17 protein-coding genes, 1 tRNA gene and 2 pseudogenes are annotated in these 23205 nt (G+C 48.2%); 12 read left to right on the top strand and 8 right to left on the bottom strand.

Annotated elements, in window-relative coordinates; genetic code table 11:
• From TW89_RS06880 to pepN, 3 genes and pseudogenes are all read left to right on the top strand, one after another.
• Nucleotides 1-1265, top strand: a pseudogene (locus TW89_RS06880) (hypothetical protein); the annotation flags it as partial.
• 58 nt (nt 1266-1323) lie between these two features.
• Nucleotides 1324-2199 carry a YadA family autotransporter adhesin gene (locus TW89_RS06875; protein ID WP_128580953.1) on the top strand — a complete coding sequence of 292 codons (876 nt, stop codon included), beginning with the start codon at nt 1324-1326 and terminating at the stop codon, nt 2197-2199.
• A 154-nt stretch (nt 2200-2353) separates the two neighbouring features.
• Nucleotides 2354-4975, top strand: coding sequence for an aminopeptidase N (gene pepN / locus TW89_RS06870; RefSeq protein ID WP_128580952.1), 2622 nt, complete (start codon nt 2354-2356; stop codon nt 4973-4975).
• Between the two features lie 232 nt (nt 4976-5207).
• On the opposite strand, the pseudogene TW89_RS06860 reads toward pepN, so the two are convergent.
• From TW89_RS06860 to TW89_RS06830, 7 genes and pseudogenes are all read right to left on the bottom strand, one after another.
• A pseudogene (locus TW89_RS06860) lies at nt 5208-6215 on the bottom strand (IS5 family transposase).
• A gap of 167 nt (nt 6216-6382) precedes the next feature.
• Nucleotides 6383-7510: a trimeric porin PorB gene (porB, locus tag TW89_RS06855; RefSeq protein ID WP_128580950.1), complete on the bottom strand. Its 1128-nt coding sequence runs from the start codon at nt 7508-7510 to the stop codon at nt 6383-6385.
• Nucleotides 7511-7898: 388 nt separating this feature from the next.
• A complete protein-coding gene (ilvC, locus tag TW89_RS06850) occupies nt 7899-8912 on the bottom strand; it encodes a ketol-acid reductoisomerase (protein ID WP_070825916.1) in 1014 nt (337 codons plus the stop codon).
• Nucleotides 8913-8973: 61 nt separating this feature from the next.
• Nucleotides 8974-9267 carry a putative quinol monooxygenase gene (locus tag TW89_RS06845; protein WP_128580949.1) on the bottom strand — a complete coding sequence of 98 codons (294 nt, stop codon included), beginning with the start codon at nt 9265-9267 and terminating at the stop codon, nt 8974-8976.
• Between the two features lie 66 nt (nt 9268-9333).
• Nucleotides 9334-9825, bottom strand: coding sequence for an acetolactate synthase small subunit (gene ilvN / locus TW89_RS06840; RefSeq protein WP_003748480.1), 492 nt, complete (start codon nt 9823-9825; stop codon nt 9334-9336).
• Between the two features lie 10 nt (nt 9826-9835).
• Nucleotides 9836-11563 carry a biosynthetic-type acetolactate synthase large subunit gene (gene ilvB, locus TW89_RS06835; RefSeq protein WP_128580948.1) on the bottom strand — a complete coding sequence of 576 codons (1728 nt, stop codon included), beginning with the start codon at nt 11561-11563 and terminating at the stop codon, nt 9836-9838.
• Nucleotides 11564-11952: 389 nt separating this feature from the next.
• A tRNA-Leu gene (locus TW89_RS06830) sits at nt 11953-12037 on the bottom strand.
• A 285-nt stretch (nt 12038-12322) separates the two neighbouring features.
• Between TW89_RS06830 and TW89_RS06825 the strand changes: the two genes are divergently transcribed.
• The 5 genes from TW89_RS06825 to hisD all read left to right on the top strand — a co-directional run bounded on the left by TW89_RS06825 (nt 12323) and on the right by hisD (nt 16551).
• Nucleotides 12323-12985, top strand: a complete 663-nt coding sequence (locus TW89_RS06825; RefSeq protein WP_063068071.1) for an SCO family protein — start codon at nt 12323-12325, stop codon at nt 12983-12985.
• Nucleotides 12986-13065: 80 nt separating this feature from the next.
• A complete protein-coding gene (gene hisG / locus TW89_RS06820) occupies nt 13066-13719 on the top strand; it encodes an ATP phosphoribosyltransferase (RefSeq protein WP_003748485.1) in 654 nt (217 codons plus the stop codon).
• 48 nt (nt 13720-13767) lie between these two features.
• A complete protein-coding gene (nfsA, locus tag TW89_RS06815) occupies nt 13768-14493 on the top strand; it encodes an oxygen-insensitive NADPH nitroreductase (protein WP_063068070.1) in 726 nt (241 codons plus the stop codon).
• A gap of 177 nt (nt 14494-14670) precedes the next feature.
• A complete protein-coding gene (locus tag TW89_RS06810; protein ID WP_063068069.1) occupies nt 14671-15210 on the top strand; it encodes a hypothetical protein in 540 nt (179 codons plus the stop codon).
• Nucleotides 15211-15258: 48 nt separating this feature from the next.
• The gene (gene hisD, locus TW89_RS06805; RefSeq protein ID WP_128580947.1) at nt 15259-16551 is read left to right on the top strand and encodes a histidinol dehydrogenase; all 1293 of its coding nucleotides are present in this window, start codon (nt 15259-15261) and stop codon (nt 16549-16551) included.
• Between the two features lie 109 nt (nt 16552-16660).
• Here hisD and TW89_RS06800 read toward each other — a convergent pair whose 3' ends face one another.
• Entirely contained in the window at nt 16661-17542 is an 882-nt protein-coding gene (locus tag TW89_RS06800) for a prephenate dehydrogenase (RefSeq protein WP_128580946.1), read from the bottom strand.
• 296 nt (nt 17543-17838) lie between these two features.
• On the opposite strand from TW89_RS06800, the gene TW89_RS06795 reads away from it, so the two are divergent.
• From TW89_RS06795 to TW89_RS06780, 4 genes are all read left to right on the top strand, one after another.
• A complete protein-coding gene (locus tag TW89_RS06795; protein ID WP_004521040.1) occupies nt 17839-18333 on the top strand; it encodes a MarR family transcriptional regulator in 495 nt (164 codons plus the stop codon).
• Between the two features lie 49 nt (nt 18334-18382).
• On the top strand, nt 18383-19789 hold the full coding sequence (locus TW89_RS06790; RefSeq protein WP_128580945.1) for an efflux transporter outer membrane subunit: 1407 nt from the start codon (nt 18383-18385) through the stop codon (nt 19787-19789).
• Nucleotides 19790-20012: 223 nt separating this feature from the next.
• Nucleotides 20013-21203 (top strand): efflux RND transporter periplasmic adaptor subunit, encoded by a 1191-nt coding sequence (locus tag TW89_RS06785; protein WP_128580944.1) that lies wholly within the window; start codon nt 20013-20015, stop codon nt 21201-21203.
• 101 nt (nt 21204-21304) lie between these two features.
• Nucleotides 21305-22831, top strand: coding sequence for a DHA2 family efflux MFS transporter permease subunit (locus TW89_RS06780; protein WP_128580943.1), 1527 nt, complete (start codon nt 21305-21307; stop codon nt 22829-22831).
• Nucleotides 22832-23205: the final 374 nt, after the last annotated feature.

Genomic DNA, 23205 nt, shown 5'->3' with positions numbered 1-23205 from the left:
ACAGCAAAGACGCCGTCAACGGCAGCCAACTGTTTGCGACCAACCAAAACGTCGCCAACAACGCCGCCAATATCGCCAAAGGCATCAACTTCGGCGGTACCACCGGCAGCAACAACTACGCATTGGGAGACACTATCAATGTCAAAGGCGACAGTAACATCATCAGCGAAACCGTAGCCGGTGGTGCACAGCTAAAACTGGCCGATGTGTTGAATGTCGGTCAAGCGGCTCCGGTGAAAATCGATGGTGACAAAGGCGAAGTCAGCGGCTTGAGCAATACGACTTTGGGCGGCAGCGACTTTGCCCAAGGCAAACGTGCGGCGACTGAAGAGCAGTTGAATGCGGCCCAAGATCAGTTGGTGAATGTATTGGGTGGTAATGCGGCCAATAATGGCGGCAACATCAGCATGACCGATATTGGCGGTACTGGTGAGAACAACATCCACGATGCAATCAAAGCCGTTAATGCAACTGCCAATCTGCCTTTGACTTTCGGCGGCGACAGTGGCAAAGATGTTGAACGCAAACCGGGTACGAAGCTGAATATTGTTGGCGGTCAAACCGATGCAGCCAAACTTTCAGACGGCAATATCGGCGTTGTAGCGAATGGCTCTGATAAGTTGGAAGTCAAATTGGCTAAAGACTTGGCAGTTGACAGCGTGAAAGCCGGCGATACCACAGTCAATACTGACGGCGTGAAAGTTGGCGATGTCAATCTGACTAAAGCCGGATTGAACAACGGCGGCAACAAGATTACCAATGTTGCAGCCGGTACCGATGATACTGATGCGGTGAATGTTGCTCAGTTGAACAAAGCTGCGGCTGCGGCTAAGACTGAAGTCGTTCAAGGCGATAACATTGTTGTTACTCAGGATGTCGGCGCCAATGGCCAAACCATTTACAAAGTGGCTACCGATAAAAACTTGAAAGTAGACAGTGTTACCGCAGGCGATACCGTGATGAATAATGGCGGTGTGAAAGTAGGCGATGATGTTGCATTGAACAAAGACGGCTTGAAAGCAGGCGATGTGAACCTGACCAAAGCTGGCTTGAACAACGGCGGCAATAAGATTACCAACGTTGCGGCCGGTACGGATGACACCGATGCAGTCAATGTTTCTCAACTGAAACAAGCTGCGGCTGTGTCTAAGACCGAAGTCGTTCAAGGTAAGAACATCGTTGTCACTCAGAAAACAGGCGACAAGGGTCAAACTGTTTACGAGGTGGCAACCGATAAAGACTTGGACTGTTCGACAGCGTCGTAAAGCCGGCGACACCACCCGTTAACAACCGACGGTGTAGAAAGTAGGCGACGATGTTGCATTGAACAAAGACGGCTTGAAAGCAGGCAAGGTAAACCTGACTAAAGACGGCTTGGACAATGCAGGCAACAAAGTAACCAACGTAGCGGATGGCGACGTCAATGCAAACAGCAAAGATGCCGTTAACGGCAGCCAGTTGTACGCAACCAACCAAAACGTAGCCAACAATGCTGCGACTATCGCCAAAGGCATCAACTTCGGCGGTACGACCGGCAGCAACAACTACGCATTGGGCAACACCATCAATGTCAAAGGCGACAGCAACATCATCAGCGAAACCGTAGCCGGTGGCGCTCAACTGAAGTTGGCTGACGAGATTAGCGTGAAGACAGTGAATGCCGATACATTCAAAGCAGGCGATACTGTGATGAATAACGACGGCATGAAAGTCGGCGATAAAGTTGCGTTGAACAAAGACGGCCTGACCGCAGGCAATACCGTGGTCAACAACGACGGCGTAACCATTGCTGCACCGACTGAAAACAATCCGAACAACCAAGTCAAATTGTCTCCTGTCGGTCTGAACAACGGCGGCCAACGTATTACCAACGTGGCTCCGGGTAAAGACGGTACAGACGCGGCAAACGTGAATCAGTTGATTGGTTTGGGTACCGAGTTGCAGAACAACATCAACCAAGTAGGTAAGAAAGCCTACGCGGGTGTGGCCGGTGCGATTGCCCAAGGCTCGATTCCGCAAGTAACCCGTCCGGGTGCGACCGGTATCGGTGTCGGCAGCGGCTACTATGGCGGCCAGTCTGCCATGGCCATCGGCGTGTCTGCGATGAGCGACGGCGGCAACTGGATTGTCAAAGGCAACTTCTCGGCCAATACCGACGGTCATGTCGGTGTGGGTGCCGGTGCGCTGTATCAGTGGTAAGTTGGCAATGACAGGCAACTAGATTTGTTGCCTGAATAGGGAGGCCGTCTGAAATTTTAGGTTTCAGACGGCTTTTTTTCTGAAAACACTTGAATTTAGGCTAGATGAAACGATATGCTTCATCTATTTACCGCATGACTCTGAAAGAGAACAAATGAGCAAAACCATCCATTATTTGAAAGACTACGCCGCGCCAGCGTACCGTATTCTAAAAACCGACCTGCATTTCGATATTTTAGAACCGCAAACCATCGTCAAATCCAGTCTGACCGTTCAACCTGAAAGAGCAGGGGAGCCATTGGTATTGGATGGTTCGGCAAAACTGCTGTCTGTGAAAGTAAACGGCCAGGCCGTAGATTATGTGTTGGAAGACGAAAAACTGACGATTGTCGGCATGCCGTCTAAAAACTTCACGCTGGAAGTAGAAACCGAAATTTTGCCGGCTGAGAACAAATCTCTGATGGGTCTGTATGCTTCCGGCGGCAATTTGTTTACCCAATGCGAACCGGAAGGTTTCCGCAAAATTACGTTCTACATCGACCGTCCGGATGTCATGTCTAAATTTACCACCACCATCGTTGCAGACAAAAAACGCTATCCGGTGTTGCTGTCTAACGGTAATAAAATCGATGGCGGCGAGTTTTCAGACGGCCGTCATTGGGTGAAATGGGAAGACCCGTTTGCCAAACCGAGCTATCTCTTTGCTTTGGTGGCAGGCGATTTGGCGGTAACGGAAGATTATTTTACGACCATGGGCGGCCGTAAGGTAAAAATCGAGTTCTACACCACTGAGACAGACAAACCTAAAGTCGGGTTTGCAGTGGAATCGTTGAAAAATGCGATGAAATGGGACGAGACACGCTTCGGTTTGGAATACGACTTGGATATTTTCATGGTCGTTGCCGTGGGCGATTTCAATATGGGCGCGATGGAAAACAAAGGTTTGAATATTTTCAATACCAAGTTTGTGTTGGCCAACAGCCGTACCGCGACCGATACCGACTTTGAAGGCATCGAATCTGTTGTCGGCCACGAATATTTCCATAACTGGACGGGCAACCGTGTGACCTGCCGCGATTGGTTCCAATTGTCGCTGAAAGAAGGTTTGACCGTATTCCGCGATCAAGAGTTTTCCGGCGACCGGGCCAGCCGCGTGGTGCGCCGTATCGACAATGTCCGCATGCTGCGTCTGTTCCAATTCCCTGAAGATGCGGGCCCGACTGCGCATCCTGTCCGCCCGGCCAGCTATGAGGAGATGAACAACTTCTACACCATGACCGTTTATGAAAAAGGGGCGGAAGTCGTGCGCATGTATCACACCTTGCTCGGAGAAGAGGGCTTCCAAAAAGGCATGAAGTTGTATTTCCAACGCCACGACGGACAGGCTGTGACTTGTGATGATTTCCGTGCCGCAATGGCAGACGCAAACGGCATCAATCTTGATCAGTTCGCTTTGTGGTATAGCCAAGCCGGTACGCCGGTTTTAGATGCTCAAGGCCGTCTGAAAGATGGTGCGTTTGAATTGACCATCAAACAAACCATTCCGGCTACGCCCGATATGGCGGACAAACAGCCGATGATGATTCCGGTCAAAACCGGTTTGCTGAATGAAAAAGGCGAAGCGGTTGAGTTTGAATATCAAGGTAAACGGGTGAAAGAGGCGGTTTTGGTATTGACTGAAGCCGAGCAGACTTTTGTATTGGGCGGCGTCAATGAGCCGGTTATCCCGTCTCTGCTGCGAGATTTCTCTGCACCGGTTACCCTGAACTATCCGTACAGCGAGCAAGAATTGGCCACTTTGCTGGCGGCAGATGAAAATGAGTTTGCCCGTTGGGAGGCTGCTCAAACCTTATATCATCGCGCCATTAACGCCAACCGTCAGGCATTGGCGGAAGGCCGTCCTTTGCCTGAACACAAAGCATTGATGGATGCTTTGGCTTTGGTGGTTTCTGGTGACTTTGATCCGGCATTCCGCGCTATTTTGCTGCAAATGCCGTCTGAAACCGATGTATGGGCGGAAGAAGAAAATATTGACCCGATTCAGGTTCATCAGGCGCGTGAAGCCTTGCTCAATGCCGTTGCCGTCAAGTTCCTGCCTCAATGGCGCGAGCTGAACCGTCAAGCTGCCGATCAAGAAAATCAAACAGATGCCGCTGTTCGTTATGAATACAGCCCGGAATTGGCCGGCTGGCGTACTTTGCGCAATGCTTGCAGAGCATTTATCCTTCGTGCTGACGCAGCACATATCGAACACGTTGCGGAAAATTACGCAGCAATGGCGCAAAACATGACCCACGAATGGGGTATCTTATCCGCAATCAACAGCAATGAAAGCGAAATCCGCGATCGTTTGTTGACACAATTTGCCGATAAGTTTGCCGATGATGCTTTGGTAATGGACAAATACTTTGCCCTGATTGCTTCAAGTCGCCGTAAAGATACTTTACAGCAAGTTCAGACGGCCTTGAGTCATCCTAAGTTCAGTATTGAAAATCCAAATAAAGCCCGTTCTTTATTGATGAGCTTCAGTCGCAATATTCCGCACTTCCATGCAGAAGACGGCAGCGGCTACCGCTTTGTAGCCGATAAAGTGATGGAAATCGACCGTTTTAATCCGCAAGTTGCAGCCCGACTGGTGCAGGCTTTCAACATCTGCAACAAATTGGAAGCCAACCGCAAAGCCGTCATGACCAAAGAATTGCAACGCATCAATGCACAAGAAGGCTTGTCGAAAGATGTGGGCGAGATTGTCGGTAAGATTTTGAATGAAAAATAAATCTTGTTTGTTGACCTTATTGGAATTTGACAATAGGGATAGATAGACTAAAGGCCGTCTGAAACCAATCGGTTTCAGACGGCCTGAGACCTTTGCAAAATTCCTTTTCTCCCGACAGCCGAAACCTAAACACAGATTTTCGGCTGTTTCCGCCACCAATCACTCCCTAACTCTACCCAAATACCCCCTTAATCCTCCCCGGGTACCCATAATCAGGCATCCGGGCCGCCTTTTAGGCAGCAACAGGCACACTTAGCCTGTCAGCGGCTTTCAATAGGTTCAAACACATCGCCTTCAGATGACTTTATGCACTCACTTTAATCAGACCAAAATAGGCTGCCCGGGCATAGCGGAACTTTCGGTGCAGCGTACCGAAGCTTTGTTCGACCACATAACGGGTCTTCGACAAATGTCGGTTGCGTTTGGTTTGCACTTCCGACAGCGGACGGTTGCGGTGGGCTTTGCGCATAATGCCGTCCAGCAACCGATGTTCTTTCAGATGTTGCCGGTTTTCCTTGCTATCGTAGCCTTTGTCGGCATAGACGGTCGTATCTTCAGCTATTCCTTCCAGCAAAGGCAACAGATGGTTGCACTCATGGGTATTGGCGGGGGTGATGTACAGTTTCTCGATATAGCCTTCCGCATCGGTACGGGTATGTTGTTTGTAACCGAGTTTGTAGAGGCCGTTTTTCTTTGTCCAACGGGCATCGCTGTCTTTACTCGGTGTGGTTTGGCCGCTGACTTGTCCTTCGTCATCGACTTCTATGGCCTGGCGCTGTTTGCTGCAGGCGGTCTGAATAATGGTGGCATCAACGACGGCGGCGGATGCTTTCTCTACTTTTAGACCTTTTTCGGTCAATTGTCGGTTAATCAGTTCCAGCAGTTCGGACAGGGTGTCGTCTTGCGCCAGCCAGTTACGGTAGCGGCATAAGGTGCTGTAATCGGGGATGCTCAGTTCGTCAAAACGGCAAAACAGGTTGAAATCGATGCGGGTGATGAGGCTGTGTTCGAGTTCGGGATCGGAAAGGCTGTGCCATTGCCCAAGCAGGACGGCTTTGAACATGGACAACAGGGGATAGGCGGGACGGCCGCGGTGGTCTCGGAGGTAACGGGTTTTTTGACGATTCAGGTATTGTTCGATCGGTTGCCAATCAATCACCTGATCCAACTTCAATAGTGGGAAGCGGTCGATGTGTTTGGCGATCATGGCTTGGGCGGTTTGCTGAAAGAAGGTGCTCATGGAAATCCCCTAAATGTCTTTGTGGGAATTTAGGGGATTTTGGGGAATTTTGCAAAGGTTTCGGCCTTTTTATATATCAATGCTTAAATTAATTTTTGTTGAGGGTAGGGAATAAGAATAAAAAAGAGCCTGCATAAAACAGGCTCTTTTTCATACTAATCCGAAGATTAGAATTTGTGACGCAGACCAACCAAACCAGAGATAGTTTCAACTTTGTGAGGACCAGACTCAGCACCACGCAACCAGCCGGCAGAAACCAGAGCAGTAGTGCGTTTAGAGAAGTCGTAGTCAGCACCAACGATAACTTGGTCGTATTGAGTGCCTTTCAGTTTTTCGCCGTCAACTTTAGCTTTGAAGCCGTGAGCATAAGAAACGCGAGGAGTTACGTTACCGGCGCGGTAAGCGGCAGTAGCAGCAACTTCGATAGTTTCAGCAGGACGGCTGTCCAAGCCAGCTGCAGTACCGAATACTACGTTAGAAGCGTTAGTACCGGCAGCACGCATAGCAGAAGTTACAACACCGTTAGATTGGGCTTCAGCGTAGTCACCCAAAGTTTCCCAGTTTTTAGCGTATTGACCAGCTACAGATACGAACAGGTTGTTAGCATCGTAACCACCTACCAAGCGGTGTACGTGACCGTCTTTTTCAGAAACGGCGTTTTTACGGAAACCACCAGCGTATTGACCGAAGAAACCAGAGTTTTCGTAGTTCAGACCAGCGTAGTAAGTGTCACGGGTAGCGTCGTTGTGAGTGTATTTGTCAGAAGGGTTAGCGTTGTCACGTGGAGTGTATTGTACGCTTGCGCTGAAGCCTGAGAATACAGGGCTGTCGTAACGTACAGATACTGCACGTTTGTCAACACGAGTGAATACAGACATGTTCAAAGCGCCGTTGCTGCTTTCCCATTGGTCAACGTTGTCGCTAGAGTCTTTAACAGTAGAGTTCAATTTACCGGCACGGATTTTACCGAAGCCACCTTCCAAACCGATGAAAGATTCGCGAGAAGCCCACTCTTTGTCGCCACCGGCGATAGAAGTGTTTTGTTCAACTTGCCAGATAGCATTCAGGTTGTTACCCAAGTGTTCGTGGCCTTTGAAGCCGATGCGTGAACCGAAGTCAGCGATTTCAGTAGCAGTTTTAGAGCTTTTCTCGTGACCCAGTTTAGCAGCAGTTTGTTCACCCAATTTTACTTTGGATACTTCAACGCCAGCTTTAATTTGACCGTACAGAGTTACGTCAGCCATAGCTGCAACAGGAAGAGCCGCCAGAGTCAGGGCAATCAGAGATTTTTTCATTGCTGTTTTCCTTTTTTAAGTGTGAAGAAGCGAACACTCGTTCTTCTTATTACGATATCGTTCTGTTTCAACGATTCCATAACCATAATATAAAGGTTATGGCTTAAGAAACAAATTTTCCTCTTGTTTTAGGCGTATTTTGTTGGGAAACGTTGTTTTTTGCAGACAGAGTAGGTATGGGAAATAGTCGTTTATTTCGTAATATGTTTTTTCTAAAAGGAAATTTTAGGAGAATCATAAAAGACGGCTTATTGAGGTTTGAGTTTAAATGTTGTTTATATTGTTTTCAGGCGGCCTTGTTGAGTGAGATTTATAGTGTATTGGAGTTTAAAATTATAAAAAACCTGCCTGAGTGATCAAGGCAGGTTTCATTTGCTTGGAAGACAGATTAGTTTTTGTCTTGGTCAACCAGTTTGTTTTTGGCAATCCAAGGCATCATAGAACGCAGTTGAGCGCCGACTTTTTCAATTTGGTGATCAGCGGTCAGACGGCGACGGGCTGTCATGCTGGCATAGTTGACGGCACCTTCTTGGATGAACATTTTAGCGTATTCGCCGGTTTGGATGCGTTTGAGGGCATTGCGCATGGCTTCGCGGGATTTGTCGTTGATAACTTCGACGCCGGTTACGTATTCGCCGTACTCTGCATTGTTGGAAATGGAGTAGTTCATGTTGGCGATGCCGCCTTCGTAAATCAGGTCAACAATGAGCTTCATTTCGTGCAGGCATTCGAAGTAGGCCATTTCTGGGGCGTAGCCTGCTTCAGTCAGGGTTTCGAAGCCGGTTTTGATCAATTCAACCACGCCGCCGCACAATACGGCTTGTTCGCCGAACAGGTCGGTTTCGGTTTCTTCGCGGAAGTTGGTTTCGATTACGCCGCCTTTAGTGCCGCCGTTGGCTGCTGCGTAAGACAGGGCGATGTCTTTGGCTTTGCCGCTTTTATCTTGGTAAACGGCGATCAGGGAAGGTACGCCGCCGCCTTTCAGGAATTCGCTGCGTACAGTGTGGCCTGGGCCTTTAGGGGCAACCATGATAACGTCGAGGTCGGCGCGGGGTACGATTTGGTTGTAGTGTACGTTGAAGCCATGAGCGAATGCCAATACTGCGCCTTCTTTCAAGTTTGGCTCGATTTCGTTTTTGTATACGATAGGTTGGTTTTCGTCAGGCAACAGAATCATTACAACGTCGGCTGCTTTGGTTGCCTCGGCAACGGTGCGCACGTCGTGGCCGGCTGCTTCGGCTTTTTTCCAAGAGCCGCCTTGGCGCAGACCGATGACGACATTTACGCCGGAATCTTTCAGGTTTGCTGCGTGTGCGTGACCTTGTGAACCGTAACCGATGATGGCAACAGTTTTGCCTTTGATCAGAGAAAGGTCAGCGTCTTTATCGTAATAAACTTGCATTTTATTTCCTTAGTGTAAGAGGGTTCCGGACAATCCGGGTTGAGTTAAAAGTAATAGGGGCTTAGGCAGGGACTTGGTTCATCAAGACAATTTCCAATGCTTCGGTTTTTCCTTCGATGGATTTGACGAAGTTTTGGAAATGTTCGCTGGCATTGTGTTCGTCAATAGCTGCTTGGGATTTCCAGCTTTCTACGAATACGAAACGGTTGGATTTGCCGATTTCTTGGTGCAGGTCGTAGCTGATGTTGCCTTCTTCTGCACGGCTGGCTTTGACCAATTCTTTAAACTGGGCAGCCAGAGCCTCGGTGTATTCGGGTTTGACGGTAACTAATGCAACGATTTGGATGCTTGACATGTTTGTCTCCTACTGTTTTTCAGACGGCCTTTGTTGAAAGTAACAGGCCGTCTGAACGATACAGCGTTAAATTTTCAAAATACGCTCGCCGCGGCCGATGCCAGCTGCGCCTGTGCGTACGGTTTCCAAAATTTGAGCACGACCGACTGTCTCGAGGAAAGAGTCGAGTTTTTCGGTAGAGCCTGTGATTTCGATGGTATAGCTGCGGTCTGTTACATCAATAACGCTGCCGCGGTAGATTTCGGTCAATCTCAGGAATTCGTCGCGGTCTTTGCCGACGGCGCGGACTTTTACCAACATCAGTTCGCGTTCGACAAAACGGCTTTCGTTCAAGTCAACCACTTTGACAACTTCAATCAGTTTGTTGAGTTGTTTGGTGATTTGCTCGATGACGTGCTCATCGCCGTGGGTAACAATGGTCATACGGGACAAGGTTTTGTCTTCGGTTGGGGCTACGGCCAGGGAGTCGATGTTGTAATCACGTGCGGAGAACAAACCTACCACACGGCTCATCGCACCTGATTCGTTTTCCATCAGAATAGATAAGATATGTCGCATTTCTTTCTCCTTACGCTTTTGCAATATCGCGCATATGCGGCGGCAGAACCATTTCATCCAAACCTTTGCCGTTGCCGACCATAGGCAGTACGTTTTGTTTCTTGTCGGTCAAGAAATCGAGGAATACAAGGCGGTCTTTTTGGTTTAATGCTTCCAACAATGCGCCTTCTACATCGGATTTCTTGTCCACACGGATGCCCATATGGCCGTAGGCTTCAGCCAGTTTGACAAAATCAGGCAATGAATCGAAATAGGTTTCCGATTCACGGTTGCCGTAATACAGCTCCTGCCATTGGCGAACCATGCCGAGGTAGCCGTTGTTCAGGGTAACGACGTTAATCGGAACGCGGTATTGGAAGCAGGTGGACAGCTCTTGGATGTTCATCTGAATCGAGCCTTCGCCGGTGATACAGAATACATCTTGATCAGGAGCGGCCAGTTTCGCACCGATAGCATATGGCAAGCCGACGCCCATTGTGCCTAAACCGCCGGAATTGAGCCATTGGCGTGGACGCTCGAATGGGTAATATTGAGCGGTAAACATTTGGTGTTGACCGACGTCGGAAGTAATGATGGCAGAATTATTGGTGATTTCGGCCAGTTTTTGAATGACGTATTGCGGTTTGATGATTTCGCTTTCATTATCAAACCACAGGCAGTTGCGCGAACGCCATTCTTCAATACTTTTCCACCATTTATCTAATGAGTCGGTTGCAGGTGCAGATTCTTGCTTGTCCCACAATTGAATCATTTCGGACAATACGTTTTTCACGTCGCCGACAATCGGGATATCCACTTTGACACGTTTGGCAATGCTGGACGGGTCAACGTCGATATGAATAATTTTTTTGGCTTTTTCAAAGAATTTGGACGGTACGGAAATTACGCGGTCATCGAAGCGCGCACCGATTGCCAGTACAACGTCTGCATTCTGCATAGCGAGGTTGGCTTCGTAAGTACCGTGCATGCCCAGCATGCCCAAGAATTGGCGGTCGCTGGAAGGGTATGCACCCAAGCCCATCAATGTACCGGTACAAGGAGCGCCGATCATGCGGACAAATTTGGTCATTTCCTCAGAGGCATTACCTAAAACCACGCCACCGCCGAAGTAAACAATAGGGCGTTTGGCGGAAGCCAGCATTTGTACGGCTTTTTTGATTTGACCGATATGGCCTTGTACAACCGGTTGGTAAGAGCGGATGAAGATGTCTTCTTGCGGATAGCTGAATTTAGCCATTGCTTGGGTAACATCTTTAGGAACATCGACAACAACAGGCCCCGGACGGCCGCTTGCGGCGATTTGGAAAGCTTTTTTGATGGTGTCTGCCAACTCAGCGATATTGGTCACCAAGAAATTGTGTTTGACACAAGGGCGGGTAATGCCGACTGTATCCACTTCTTGGAATGCGTCTGTCCCGATAAGGGAGTTGCCCACCTGGCCGCTGATGACTACCAACGGAATAGAGTCACTGTAAGCAGTGGCGATACCGGTCAGGGCATTGGTTACGCCCGGGCCGGAAGTCACCAAGGCAACGCCGACTTTGCCGCTGACACGGGCATAGGCATCTGCCGCATGTACGGCGGCCTGTTCGTGGCGAACCAGGATGTGCTTGAATTTATTGAGTTGGAAAAGGGCATCGTAGATTTCGATAACCGCGCCGCCCGGATAGCCGAATACATACTCGACACCTTCGGCTTTGAGACTTTGCACGATGATTTGTGCGCCTGATAATTGCATATTGACCTCTTTTATGCGGTTTCTAACCAATAGGAACAATCTGCCTCACCACAGCACCTGTAATGCAATTCCGCCAAGCAGCGATTTAGGGTACGCGCATTGAGGGAATACGGCGACAGTCAGACTGTCCAAACAATTGGAAAGGAACACAGAGTTTGTGAAAAAGAGTAGAAAAGATAACGCAAACCGACTGTTCAATCAAGATAAAATCTTTCATCTTTTAACATTTGAAACGGGAAAATAGATTGAAGGTTGATTTTAAAGAAATAAAAAAATAGTCTTATTGAGCTTGATGTGTGGAGATTGTTGACAGTTTGAGTAAGGAGAAGGTTTTTGCAAATGATGAACAGCAAAAAACCTCTTGATCGAATCAAGAGGTTTTTTAAATTTGGTGCCCAGGGTCGGACTCGAACCGACACACCTTGCGGCGGGGGATTTTGAGTCCCCTGCGTCTACCAATTTCGCCACCTGGGCTAGCGAAGAAGTCGTCATTATAGCGAGTTCTCGAATCTTGTAAAGCAGTAATTGAAAAAAAATTGGATTATTTTTATATTTGTTTGATTTGTAATGAATTAAACTTTTTGCGTTTGATGGTTATCTAAATGGGAGGCAGATTTTTAAAACAAAAAAAGCAGTATTTATCTGCAAAAAGGGCTACATTTAATGTGTTAAACGCGTTAATATGAAGATGTTTTGTTTTTATATCGGCCGGGCGGTTGTTTGGCCTCACTTAATTTGAAACGGTTTTGGAGAAAATTTATGCTTTCCGTCACACGAACTTTCTTACTCAGTGCTTTTGCATTGGCTGCTCTGGCTGCTTGTCAGCCTAAAGAGGAGGCCAAGGAGGCTTCTTCGACACCTGCCGCTTCTGCTGCGCCTGCTGCTTCCGGTGAGTCAGCACCCAAAGCGCAAGCGCGCGGTACCGATATGCGCAAAGAAGACATTGGCGGCGACTTCACATTGACCGATGGCGACGGCAAACCTTTCAGCCTGAGCGATTTGAAAGGCAAAGTGGTTATCTTGTCTTTCGGTTATACCCACTGTCCTGACGTATGCCCAACCGAGTTGCTGACTTACAGCGATACTTTGAAACAATTGGGCGATCAGGCTAAAGACGTGAAAGTAGTATTTGTCAGCATCGACCCTGAGCGCGATACGCCTGAAGTAATCGGCAAATACGCCAAACAGTTCAATCCTGATTTTATCGGCCTGACGGCTACCGGCGATCAAAGCCTGCCTGTCATCAAACAGCAATACCGTGTGGTATCGGCTAAAGTTAACCAAAAAGAAGACAGCGAAAACTATTTGGTCGACCACTCTTCAGGTGCATATTTGATTGATAAAAACGGCGAAGTGGCGATTTTCTCGCCTTACGGCAGCGAGCCGGAAACGATTGCGGCTGATGTGAAAACTTTATTGTAAAACCGTAGTTGAGGCCGTCTGAAATGGGTTGTGGATTTCAGACGGCCTTCTTGCTTTTGATACGGCAAAGGAAAAGAAAAATGACCGACACACTTTTAACGATTGCTTTATCCAAAGGACGAATTTTTGAGGAAACCCTGCCGCTGTTGGCCGCTGCCGGTATTGTGCCTGCGGAAGAGCCGGAAAAATCGCGCAAGCTGATTATTGGTACGAATCATGACAATATCCGTTTGGTAATTGTACGTGCGACCGACGTGCCGACTTATGTGCAATATGGTGCGGCGGATTTTGGTATTGCCGGTAAGGACGTGCTGATCGAGCATGGCGGAGATGGCCTGTATCAACCTTTGGATTTGCACATCGCCTCATGCCGCATGATGGTTGCGGTTAAAAAAGGTTTTGATTATGCCGCTGCTTCCCAACCTGGCAGCCGCTTGCGGATTGCCACTAAATATCCCGACATCGCCGCCGAACATTTTGCTGGCAAAGGTGTGCATGTGGACATCATCAAGCTGTACGGCTCGATGGAGCTTGCACCTTTGGTTGGTCTGAGCGACGCGATTGTCGATTTGGTTTCCAGCGGCAATACGTTAAAGGCCAATGGTTTGGAAGCTGTGGAACATGTGGCTGATATTTCCAGCCGCTTGGTGGTCAACAAGGCAGCGTTGAAAACCAAATATGCGCTGTTGAATCCGATTATTCAGGCATTTGAAAATGCCGCTAAGGCCGTCTGAAAAGTTTTTGGTAAAAGTTGTCTGCCAACCCAGTTTGAAAGCCCCGTCATGATGCAAAGCAAACCGACACTCGATACGATTCTTTCCCATCGTTCCATCCGCAGGTTTACTTTCGAGCCGATTGCCGATGAAATCCTTGATACGCTGGTTCGTGCCGGACAGCAGGCTTCGACTTCCAACAACCTGCAATGCGTTTCTATCATCCGCGTATCCGACCTTGCGCTGAGGCAGGGGATACATGAAGCGGCAGGAAGTGCGCCTTATATTGTCCATTGTGCGGAATTTTTATTGTTTTGCATCGATTTTTCCAAACACAAGGCAATGTTTCCCGATGCGCAAATTGATTGGGCGGAAGTAACCCTGATTGGTGCGGTCGATGCAGGCATTATGGCGCAAAACGTATTGCTTGCCGCAGAATCACTTGGACTGGGCGGCGTGTATATCGGCGCGTTGCGCAATAATGCGCAAAAAGTATCGGATGTGTTGAACCTGCCGGATTATTGCGTGCCTTTGGTGGGGTTGTGCCTCGGTTATCCCGACCAAGACCCGCCGCTCAAACCGCGCCTACCTAAGGAAATGGTCTATGCCGAAAACGCCTGTCCGAGCCTGAATGCCGAGGCGGTTGAAGCCTATAATCAGGCGGTAGCGGATTATTATGAGTTACGCAAGGGTAGCCCGATACCTTGGAAGGAATCGCTGGCCAAAACCTTGGGCAATCCTGTACGGTCGCATATGTTGGCGTTTTTGCAGAAAAAAGGTTTTTTGAAAAGATAATGTTCAGACGGCCTGTGTGTGACTGAGGCCGTCTGAACATAAGAACTGGAAAAGAAATACATAAAGATAATTCTCAGTTGCTCTGGTTAAGTAGGTCTATTCCAATCGGTTTAAGTGCTTGGGATAAACAGAAATGACTTCATAGCTGATGTTGTTGAGGAAGAATAGAGAGATGCGATGCTTCAGATATTTAAGCGGTTATTTAGTAAAAAATCCCAAAAATCTCAAGAGCGTGAGTCAATACTTCCCCGTAATCGCTTTGCGGATCTAGATTTTGAACGAGTGTTGAAGTCTGGAACTCGTTATCGTGTTGATGAAGAGGGTCGCTGTGTTGAGGATGGTAAAATCACATTATTTGACTTTTCTATAGACTTTGCAGAATTTGAGTTAATAGGTGCTTTCAAAATTGAGGAGGAAGACCAGTTTCAGCAACTATTAGCTCATTTAAACAGTTTTGACAATGCCATTCAGTCCTATTTGGAAAGCGAGATGCAGAAGCCTATCCCACAGTATGCGAAGGATCTAGGCTATACTCAGAAAAGGTGGGAAAAAACCTTTTACTTTCATCCTTGGATATTAAGTTGTGAGGAAAATCCGCCTAATCTTCAATATCTTGCGGATTATGTAAATAATGGATTTACGGTCTATTTTGCTAAAAAACATGGCAGATGGAAGGTATACTGGGATGAAAAGTGCCAAAACGTGATCAAAGAATAACTAGGTAGGATTTTCGTAGAGATATAGAAACAAAGAAGAGAGCAAACCATGAAGAAACTCGACACCCAATCTCCTGATTTTAAAGCCGAACTCAAAGCGTTACTCGCTTTTGAAACCGCGCAAAACCCTGAAATCGACCGTATTGTTGCCGACATCTGCGCCGATGTTCAAAAGCGCGGCGATGCGGCGCTGATTGAATACACCAACCGCTTTGACGGCACATCCGCTCAAACCATCGACGATTTAATTCTGACGCAAGACGATTTGCAGTCTGCGTTTGAGCGTTTGCCTGAAAACATTCAGACGGCCTTGAAAACGGCCGCGAGACGGGTAGAAAGCTACCATAAACACCAAAAAATGGAGTCGTGGACTTACGAAGACGAAGACGGCACGCTTTTGGGTCAACAGATTACGCCGCTTGACCGTGTCGGTATTTATGTTCCGGGCGGTAAAGCCGCTTATCCGAGTTCCGTCATCATGAATGCCATGCCTGCCCACGTTGCCGGCGTGAAAGAAATCATCATGGTCGTTCCCACTCCGAAAGGCGAGCGCAACGATATCGTGTTGGCGGCTGCTTTTGTGGCCGGTGTAACCAAAGTGTTTACGGTCGGAGGCGCGCAGGCAGTTGCGGCTTTGGCTTATGGTACGGAATCTGTGCCTCAAGTCGATAAGATTACCGGCCCGGGCAATGCCTTTGTTGCTGCGGCCAAACGTCGCGTGTTCGGCGTAGTCGGTATTGATATGGTGGCAGGGCCGTCTGAAATTTTGGTGATTGCCGATGGTACGACGCCTGCCGATTGGGTGGCCATGGATTTGTTCAGCCAGGCGGAACACGATGAAATTGCACAAGCGATTTTGATCGGTACTTCTCCAGCGTATTTGGACGAAGTTCAGACGGCCATGAACCGCTTGATTGAAACCATGCCGCGCCGTGCGATTGTTGAAGCTTCATTGGGCAACCGCGGTGCAATGATTTTGGCTAAAGATTTAGATGAAGCCTGCGAAATCGCCAACTATATTTCTCCCGAACACTTGGAACTGTCAGTTGAGAATCCGCAAGAGTGGGCGAAAAAAATCCGCCACGCCGGTGCGATTTTTATGGGACGCTATACCAGTGAAAGCCTTGGTGACTATTGCGCAGGCCCCAACCACGTTTTGCCGACCAGCCGCACGGCGCGTTTCTCTTCTCCTTTGGGAACATATGATTTCCAAAAACGCTCCAGTCTGATTCAGGTTTCAGAACAAGGTGCGCAGAAGTTGGGCAAAACCGCCAGCGTGTTGGCGCATGGCGAAAGCTTGACTGCGCACGCCAGAGCGGCTGAGTTTCGTTTGAAAGGCTGAGTGAAACGTTAAAGTCGTAAGAAATCAAAAAAAGGGCATCTAAACAGATGCCCTTTTTATTGTGATGAAGATTTTAGCTGAGAAGGTATCAGGCCGTCTGAAAACAGGTTTAACGGTTTTTCAGCCAGTCATTACGCATTTTTGCGGCTTCTTCAAAATAGCGGTAAAGCTCGGTTTTGTTGCCGTCTGAAAGGAGCTGTTCCAATTTGGATAATTGTTCTTTCAAATCGCTGGTCAGTTTGAGCAGGGCGGGGTGGTTAGCCAGGCAGATGTCTGTCCAAACGGCAGGATGACTGGAAGCGATGCGGGTAAAGTCGCGAAAGCCGGTGGCGGCATAAGGGAGATAGTCTTTGCCATGCGGATGGTCGAACAAAGCGTGGACATAGGCAAAGGCGGTCAAGTGCGGCAAGTGGGAAACAGCAGCAAAAATATTGTCGTGTTCTTCGGCGCTCATGGTGAAAATCTGCGAACCAACCGCCTGCCACAGGCTTTTCAACCGTCTTAGGCCGTCTGAAGCTTCTTGGCCGTGCAAGGTAATGATAAGGCGGCTGTTTTGAAACAAACCGCAACGCGCGGATTTTGCCCCGCTTTGATCCGAGCCGGCAATCGGGTGGGCGGCAAAACATTGCGGCAGGCGGTCGGACAAGTAGGTGCGGAAGGCATTGAGTGCCGATTGTTTGGTGCTGCCGACATCGGAAACACAGGCGGTGTCTTTTAAGAAGGGCTTGATGTCGCGGCATACGTCAGGCAGGACGGAGACAGGCGTGGCAATCAAAACCAAATCGGCATTGCCGATGCTTTCGGCGCAAATATCCGGATAGGCATGGTCGATGATGCCGCATTCGAGTGCGTAATTGAGGTTGTCGGCATTGGTGTCGATGCCGGTAACGGTTTGCACCAGTCCCAAGCGTTTGAGGTCGAGCATGAACGAACCGCCGATTAAACCGACGCCGATAAGGGTGATATGGGGAAAAAAGGCGGAAGTGTTCATGGTTTGAATCCGGTACAAGTGGAAAAACTTATTTTAATCCGTTATGGAGGCCGTCTGAAAGTTGTCATCAAGGTTTCAGACGGCCTTTTTTATGGTCGAATTTTCATGATTTAGGCATAGAAAACTCCGTTTAGTAGGAGCATGTAACCGATTATCAGATTTTCATACACTAAAATAATCATCTGAATTAGTATAACGTCTTAAAGTAAGTAATTGGTATCTTAAAGTAAATTATTACATCATATTTTATTTTAATTGATATCGAATAAAATAATTCACTCAGAAAGAAGGAATTTATGAGTTTTTCACAAACCGAATTAGTCAACGCAATGCGTTTGCTTTCTACCCGTCTGCCGCAGTTTCCGGAGCAGCAAAACCAAGTATCCCGCATGTTGCGCATTGTAACCGAACGTTTGAGCAGCCATTTGAACGAAAACCTGAAAGCGTTCGGCATCAATGAAAACCTGTGGTTTTCCCTGATGGCGGTTTACGTCAGCCCAAACAGCGAAATCCTGCCTTCGCGCTTGAGCGACTTGATGGACTTGACGCGTACCAGTGCAACACGCCTGTCGGACGACATGGTTGAGCGCGGCTGGGTAGAGCGTTATATCAATCAGAAAGACCGTCGTCAGATTGTGCTAAAATTGACCCCTTCGGGTGAGACCTTCATCCACGAAGTATGGCCGCAAATTGCCCGTCAGAGCGGTCAGGCGTGGGAAGATTTCACGAAAGAGGATTATGATACGCTGCAACACCTGTTGGGTAAACTGTTGAACCGTTTGGGCAATTGACAACAGACGGCCTGATGGTCTGCGGCAGGCACACATAAACGGAGTCTGTATGAAATTAGGTTTGGTCAAATCAAGCGTATGCGTTGCCGCTGTTTCGCTGTTGGCGGCATGTGCGCCGTTCGGCAAACAGTCGCCTTTGGATGAGACAACAGCCTATCCGCTGCCGCAAGGCCAATCTGCCGCTACTGCCCAAGACGGCTGGTGGATGAAGCTGAAAGATAAAAAATTAAACAATTTGATTGCTTCTGCCATTCAGACGTCTACCAATCTGCGTGTCGTCAAGGCAAGGTTTGAGCAGGCTCAGGCGCAGCTGGGCGTTGTAGGAGCCGCAAACAAACCGCAAGTCGGCTTGGGCGTTACAGGTCTGGGTGCTTATGTTTCACCCAAACCTCAAGCCGGTATGGTTGATACCGACCATACATTGGTTTTGGCGAACGCAGCCTTGCAAGGCAGCTTGGTTTTTGACTTTTGGGGTAAAAACCGAGAGCAGATTCAAGCCGTTTTGGGAAAAAGCCGGGCAGCAGTATATGAAGCGCAGCACATCCGCACCGAGTTGGCTCATGCCGTTGCTGCCCAATATTTTGCGTGGCAGATGGCGACAGAACAACTGGCGCTGCTAGATACGCGCATAGAGTTAGCGGATAAGGCATTGAAACTGATGCAACAACGCGTTAAAGCGCAGCTGGCTTCTGCCGATGCCTTGCACGCTCTGGAAATGGCGCAACAGCAATTACAGCTTGAAAAATCGGCATGGACTCAGAAAAATGAGAAAATCCGCAACAGTCTGGCTGTATTAACCGGCCGTGTACCGGGTGCATTGAATGGACAAGTTCCGGAAAAAATGGCGGCTGTGCCGTCATTGCCGGTTAGCCGTATTGAAGCGGATTTGCTGGCGGCCCGTCCCGATATCGCGGCACAAAAAGCCTTGCTTGAAGAGAAATGGCATATCGTCAAATCGACTGAAGCAGAGTTTTATCCGAATATCGAGTTGAAAGTTTTGGCAGGTATGACGCACATTGATGCGTTCAATCTGATTCGCGGACGGACATCCGGTATGTTGGGCATTGTTCCGGCTTTGAATCTGCCATTGTTTACTTCCGGGGCGCTGCAATCCAAATTGGCGGGCAAACGTGCCCAATATAATGAGCAGGTTGCCGTGTATGACCAAACTGTTTTGAATGCCATGCGTTCGGCAGCAGATGCTGTAGTCGACTATCAAAGCCTGAAAAGTCGACAAGATACTTGGAATAAGATGGTCAATATCGCGGATAAATCTGTGCAAAATGCGAAAGGACGTGTTCGTGCTGGCTTGGATAACGGCTTGACCGCCTTGCAAAAACAAGACGAGGCTGCGCGTACAAAAATGTCGGCGGTTCAATACCATGCAGAATATCTGACAGCTTGGAGTAACCTCAATGCCCAGTTGGGCGGAGGCTTTAAATTGAATAAGAAATAAACGTTTGATTAAAACGTAGGCCGTCTGAAAGTAATTTCAGACGGCCTTTTGCTTACCTTATTTACATTTGCTACCGGAAGAAATTATTGTAATGAATAGAGTGTAACTATAGAATATGACCCTTTAGCGCGTTAAACGCGCGTATTGGGTTGAGGGTGGAGCCAGCAGCCTGGGGCAAGACAATAATATCGTTATCACATGTACAGAATTAAAGTTGGGACTTATGGATACTCAATCAGAAAAAAATAATGTCCAAAAAGAAACGGAAGTAGCCGCTTCCGGCGCTAAAACGCATCGCAAACGTAATTTGGTTATCGTTACACTCCTATTTCTTATTACGGCGGCCGTGGTTGCTTTGGCGTATTTTCTGTTTTGGCAGCATGAAGAAGAAACAGAAGATGCTTATGTGGCCGGTCATTTGGTGATGATCACGCCGCAGGTAAACGGCACGGTGCGCAAAGTCATGTATGACGATACGGATGTCGTGAAAAAAGGCGATGTTTTGGTGGCTTTGGACGACAGCGATTTTCAGCTGGCATACGATCGCGCGCAAAATGAATTGATTCAGGCCATCCGTCAAAACAAACAGCAAACTGCGGTCAATTCAAAAGCCAAAGCGCAAGTGTTGTTGCGCAAAGCCGATTTGGCCCGTGCGCAAGCCGATTTGCGCCGCCGCGAATCTTTGGCGGGTACGGAAGCGGTTTCCGGTGAAGAACTCAGCCATGCCCGCGCCGCTGTGGTTCAGGCTCAGGCTGCATTGAAAGCGGTTGAGGCGGAAGAAGTTTCTGCTCAGGCAGCGTTGGGCAGCAATATTCCTCTGCGCCAACAACCGGCAGTTCAGACGGCCATCAGCCACATTAAAGACGCTTGGTTGAATTTGCAACGTACGCAAATCCGTTCTCCGATCAGCGGCCAAATTGCCAAACGCAATGTCCAAGTCGGCCAACGTATCGTGCAAGGTACGCCGATGATGGCCGTTGTGCCTCTGTCTGAATTGTGGGTGGATGCCAACTTTAAAGAGTCGCAACTGCGCAAAATGAAAATCGGCCAGCCTGTTGAAATGACAGCCGATTTGTACGGCAGCAAAGTGGTTTACCATGGCAAGGTAATGGGCTTGTCGGCAGGTACGGGCAGTGCGTTCTCATTACTGCCGGCACAAAACGCAACGGGCAACTGGATTAAAGTTGTACAACGTGTGCCGGTGCGTATCAGTTTGGATGCCAAAGAATTGCAACAAAATCGGCTCCGTGTCGGTTTATCGATGACTGTTAAAGTCGATATTGCCGAGAAGGGCAGCGGTAAAGCCATGACTGCCGAAGCAGAACGAAATACTGCCTTGCCGGAAACGGAAAGTGTAGATTGGAAAGCCGCCGATGCTTTAGTCGATAAAATCTTCGAGCAATATGCAAAATAATCTTTTCAGACGGCCTGAGTCTTTTATTGAAGGCTCAGGCCGTCTGAAATATTGATTCTCTTCAATCGACCGCTTTGGCGGTTGTCTTATAGTTTATAAATATGAATTATCTGCCTTTACAAGGGTTTAAGCTGGTGTTGGCAACTTTGGCGCTCAGCTTGGCCGTATTTATGGAAGTCTTGGACAGCACCATCGCCAACGTCGCCGTGCCTGTTATTGCAGGGGATTTGGGTGCGGCTACCACGCAGGGAACTTGGGTGATTACCTCATTTGCCGTAGCCAATGCCATCTCTGTTCCCTTGACAGGTTTTTTGGCCAAGCGGTTCGGCGAGGTCAAAATCTTTATCGCCGCTGTGATCGGGTTTGTCGTAACGTCATGGCTGTGCGGTATGGCACATAATCTTCAAGCCTTGGTTTTTTTCCGTGTATTGCAAGGTTTCATTGCCGGGCCATTGATTCCCTTGTCCCAAAGCCTGTTGATGGCTTCCTATCCGCCTGAAAAACGAACATTGGCACTGGCATTATGGGCAATGACCGTCGTTGTTGCCCCTGTATTGGGGCCGATTTTGGGCGGTTGGATTTCGGACAACTGGCATTGGGGATGGATTTTCTTTATCAATATCCCGATCGGGATTTTGTCCGCAACTATTGCTTGGAAGCAACTTAGACACAGGGAAACTGAAATCGTCAGGGCGCCAATCGATTATGTTGGGCTGGTGTTGATGATTGTCGGTATCGGCGCATTGCAAATGATGCTTGATAGGGGCAAAGAATTGGACTGGTTTGCCTCGGGAGAGATTATCGTTTTGGGCGTTACCGCTTTGGTGTTCCTGACATATTTTATTGTTTGGGAGCTGGGCGAGAAATACCCGATTGTCGATTTGTCATTGTTTAAAAATAGAAACTTCACGATAGGCGTTGTTGCTACATCGTTGGGCTTTATGGTCTATATGGGTACATTGACTCTGCTGCCTTTGGTGTTGCAATCAAATCTCGGCTATACCGCTACTTGGGCCGGTTTGGCTGCTGCGCCGGTGGGTTTTTTACCGATTATTCTGTCGCCGATTATCGGTAAGTTTGGCAATCGCGTCGATATGCGCCTGTTTGTCAGCGCCAGCTTCTTGGTATTTGCCTATACATTCCATTGGCGAACCGATTTCTATGCCGGTATGGATATGAGCAACGTCGTTTGGCCGCAGTTTTGGCAGGGTTTAGGCGTAGCCATGTTCTTCCTGCCTTTGACCAGTATCACCTTGTCGCATATGAAAGGCAATCAAATTGCCTCGGCCAGTAGCTTATCTAACTTCTTGCGTGTCTTTATGGGCGGTGTCGGAGTATCTGTTGTCAGCACCATGTGGGAACGACGCGAAGCTCTGCACCATACTCAGCTGACCGAACATATTAATTCATTGTCCTCAATCAGCAACCAATCTATTCAAGGCATGATGGCCAATGGCCTGAGCAAAGAGCAAGCCCTGGCTGCGATAAATAGTACCATTTCCCAGCAAGGCTTTATTATTGGTTCAAATGAAATCTTCTTGGCAGGCAGTATCATATTCATCAGCATGATCCCCATTATTTGGCTGGCAAGACCTCCGTTTAGCGGTTCCAGCGGGGGAGGGCATTAGATAAAAATTGTGTTGATTGAGTTAGAGGTAAAGTAGGTTGCTAACGGGGAAAGAGTAAGAGTGTATCTAGTCATAATTGCCTTGGACTTATCTTTAAAATAAGCCATTTATGAGATATAGACCATCAATAATTGGAGTCTTGAGAATTTTAGTAGGAAGAGGATAAGTGGCATTTAGGGTAATGACTTATTTGAAACATTTTTATAAGATTACATACTCTTATCTTTAGTGATTGTTAGATATAAAGAGGCCGAGACCTTTGCAAAATAGCCCTTTCCTCAACAGCCGAAGCCCAAAACAGGATTTCGGCTGTTTTCGTTTCAAATATCCACCGATTCTACTCAAATATCCCCTTAATCTCCCTTGGATACCTG

Source organism: Neisseria flavescens (assembly GCF_001618065.1).
GTDB lineage: Bacteria > Pseudomonadota > Gammaproteobacteria > Burkholderiales > Neisseriaceae > Neisseria > Neisseria flavescens_A.
Note: the sequence above shows the minus strand (reverse complement) of the source record. Positions and strands in the feature narration are given on the sequence as shown.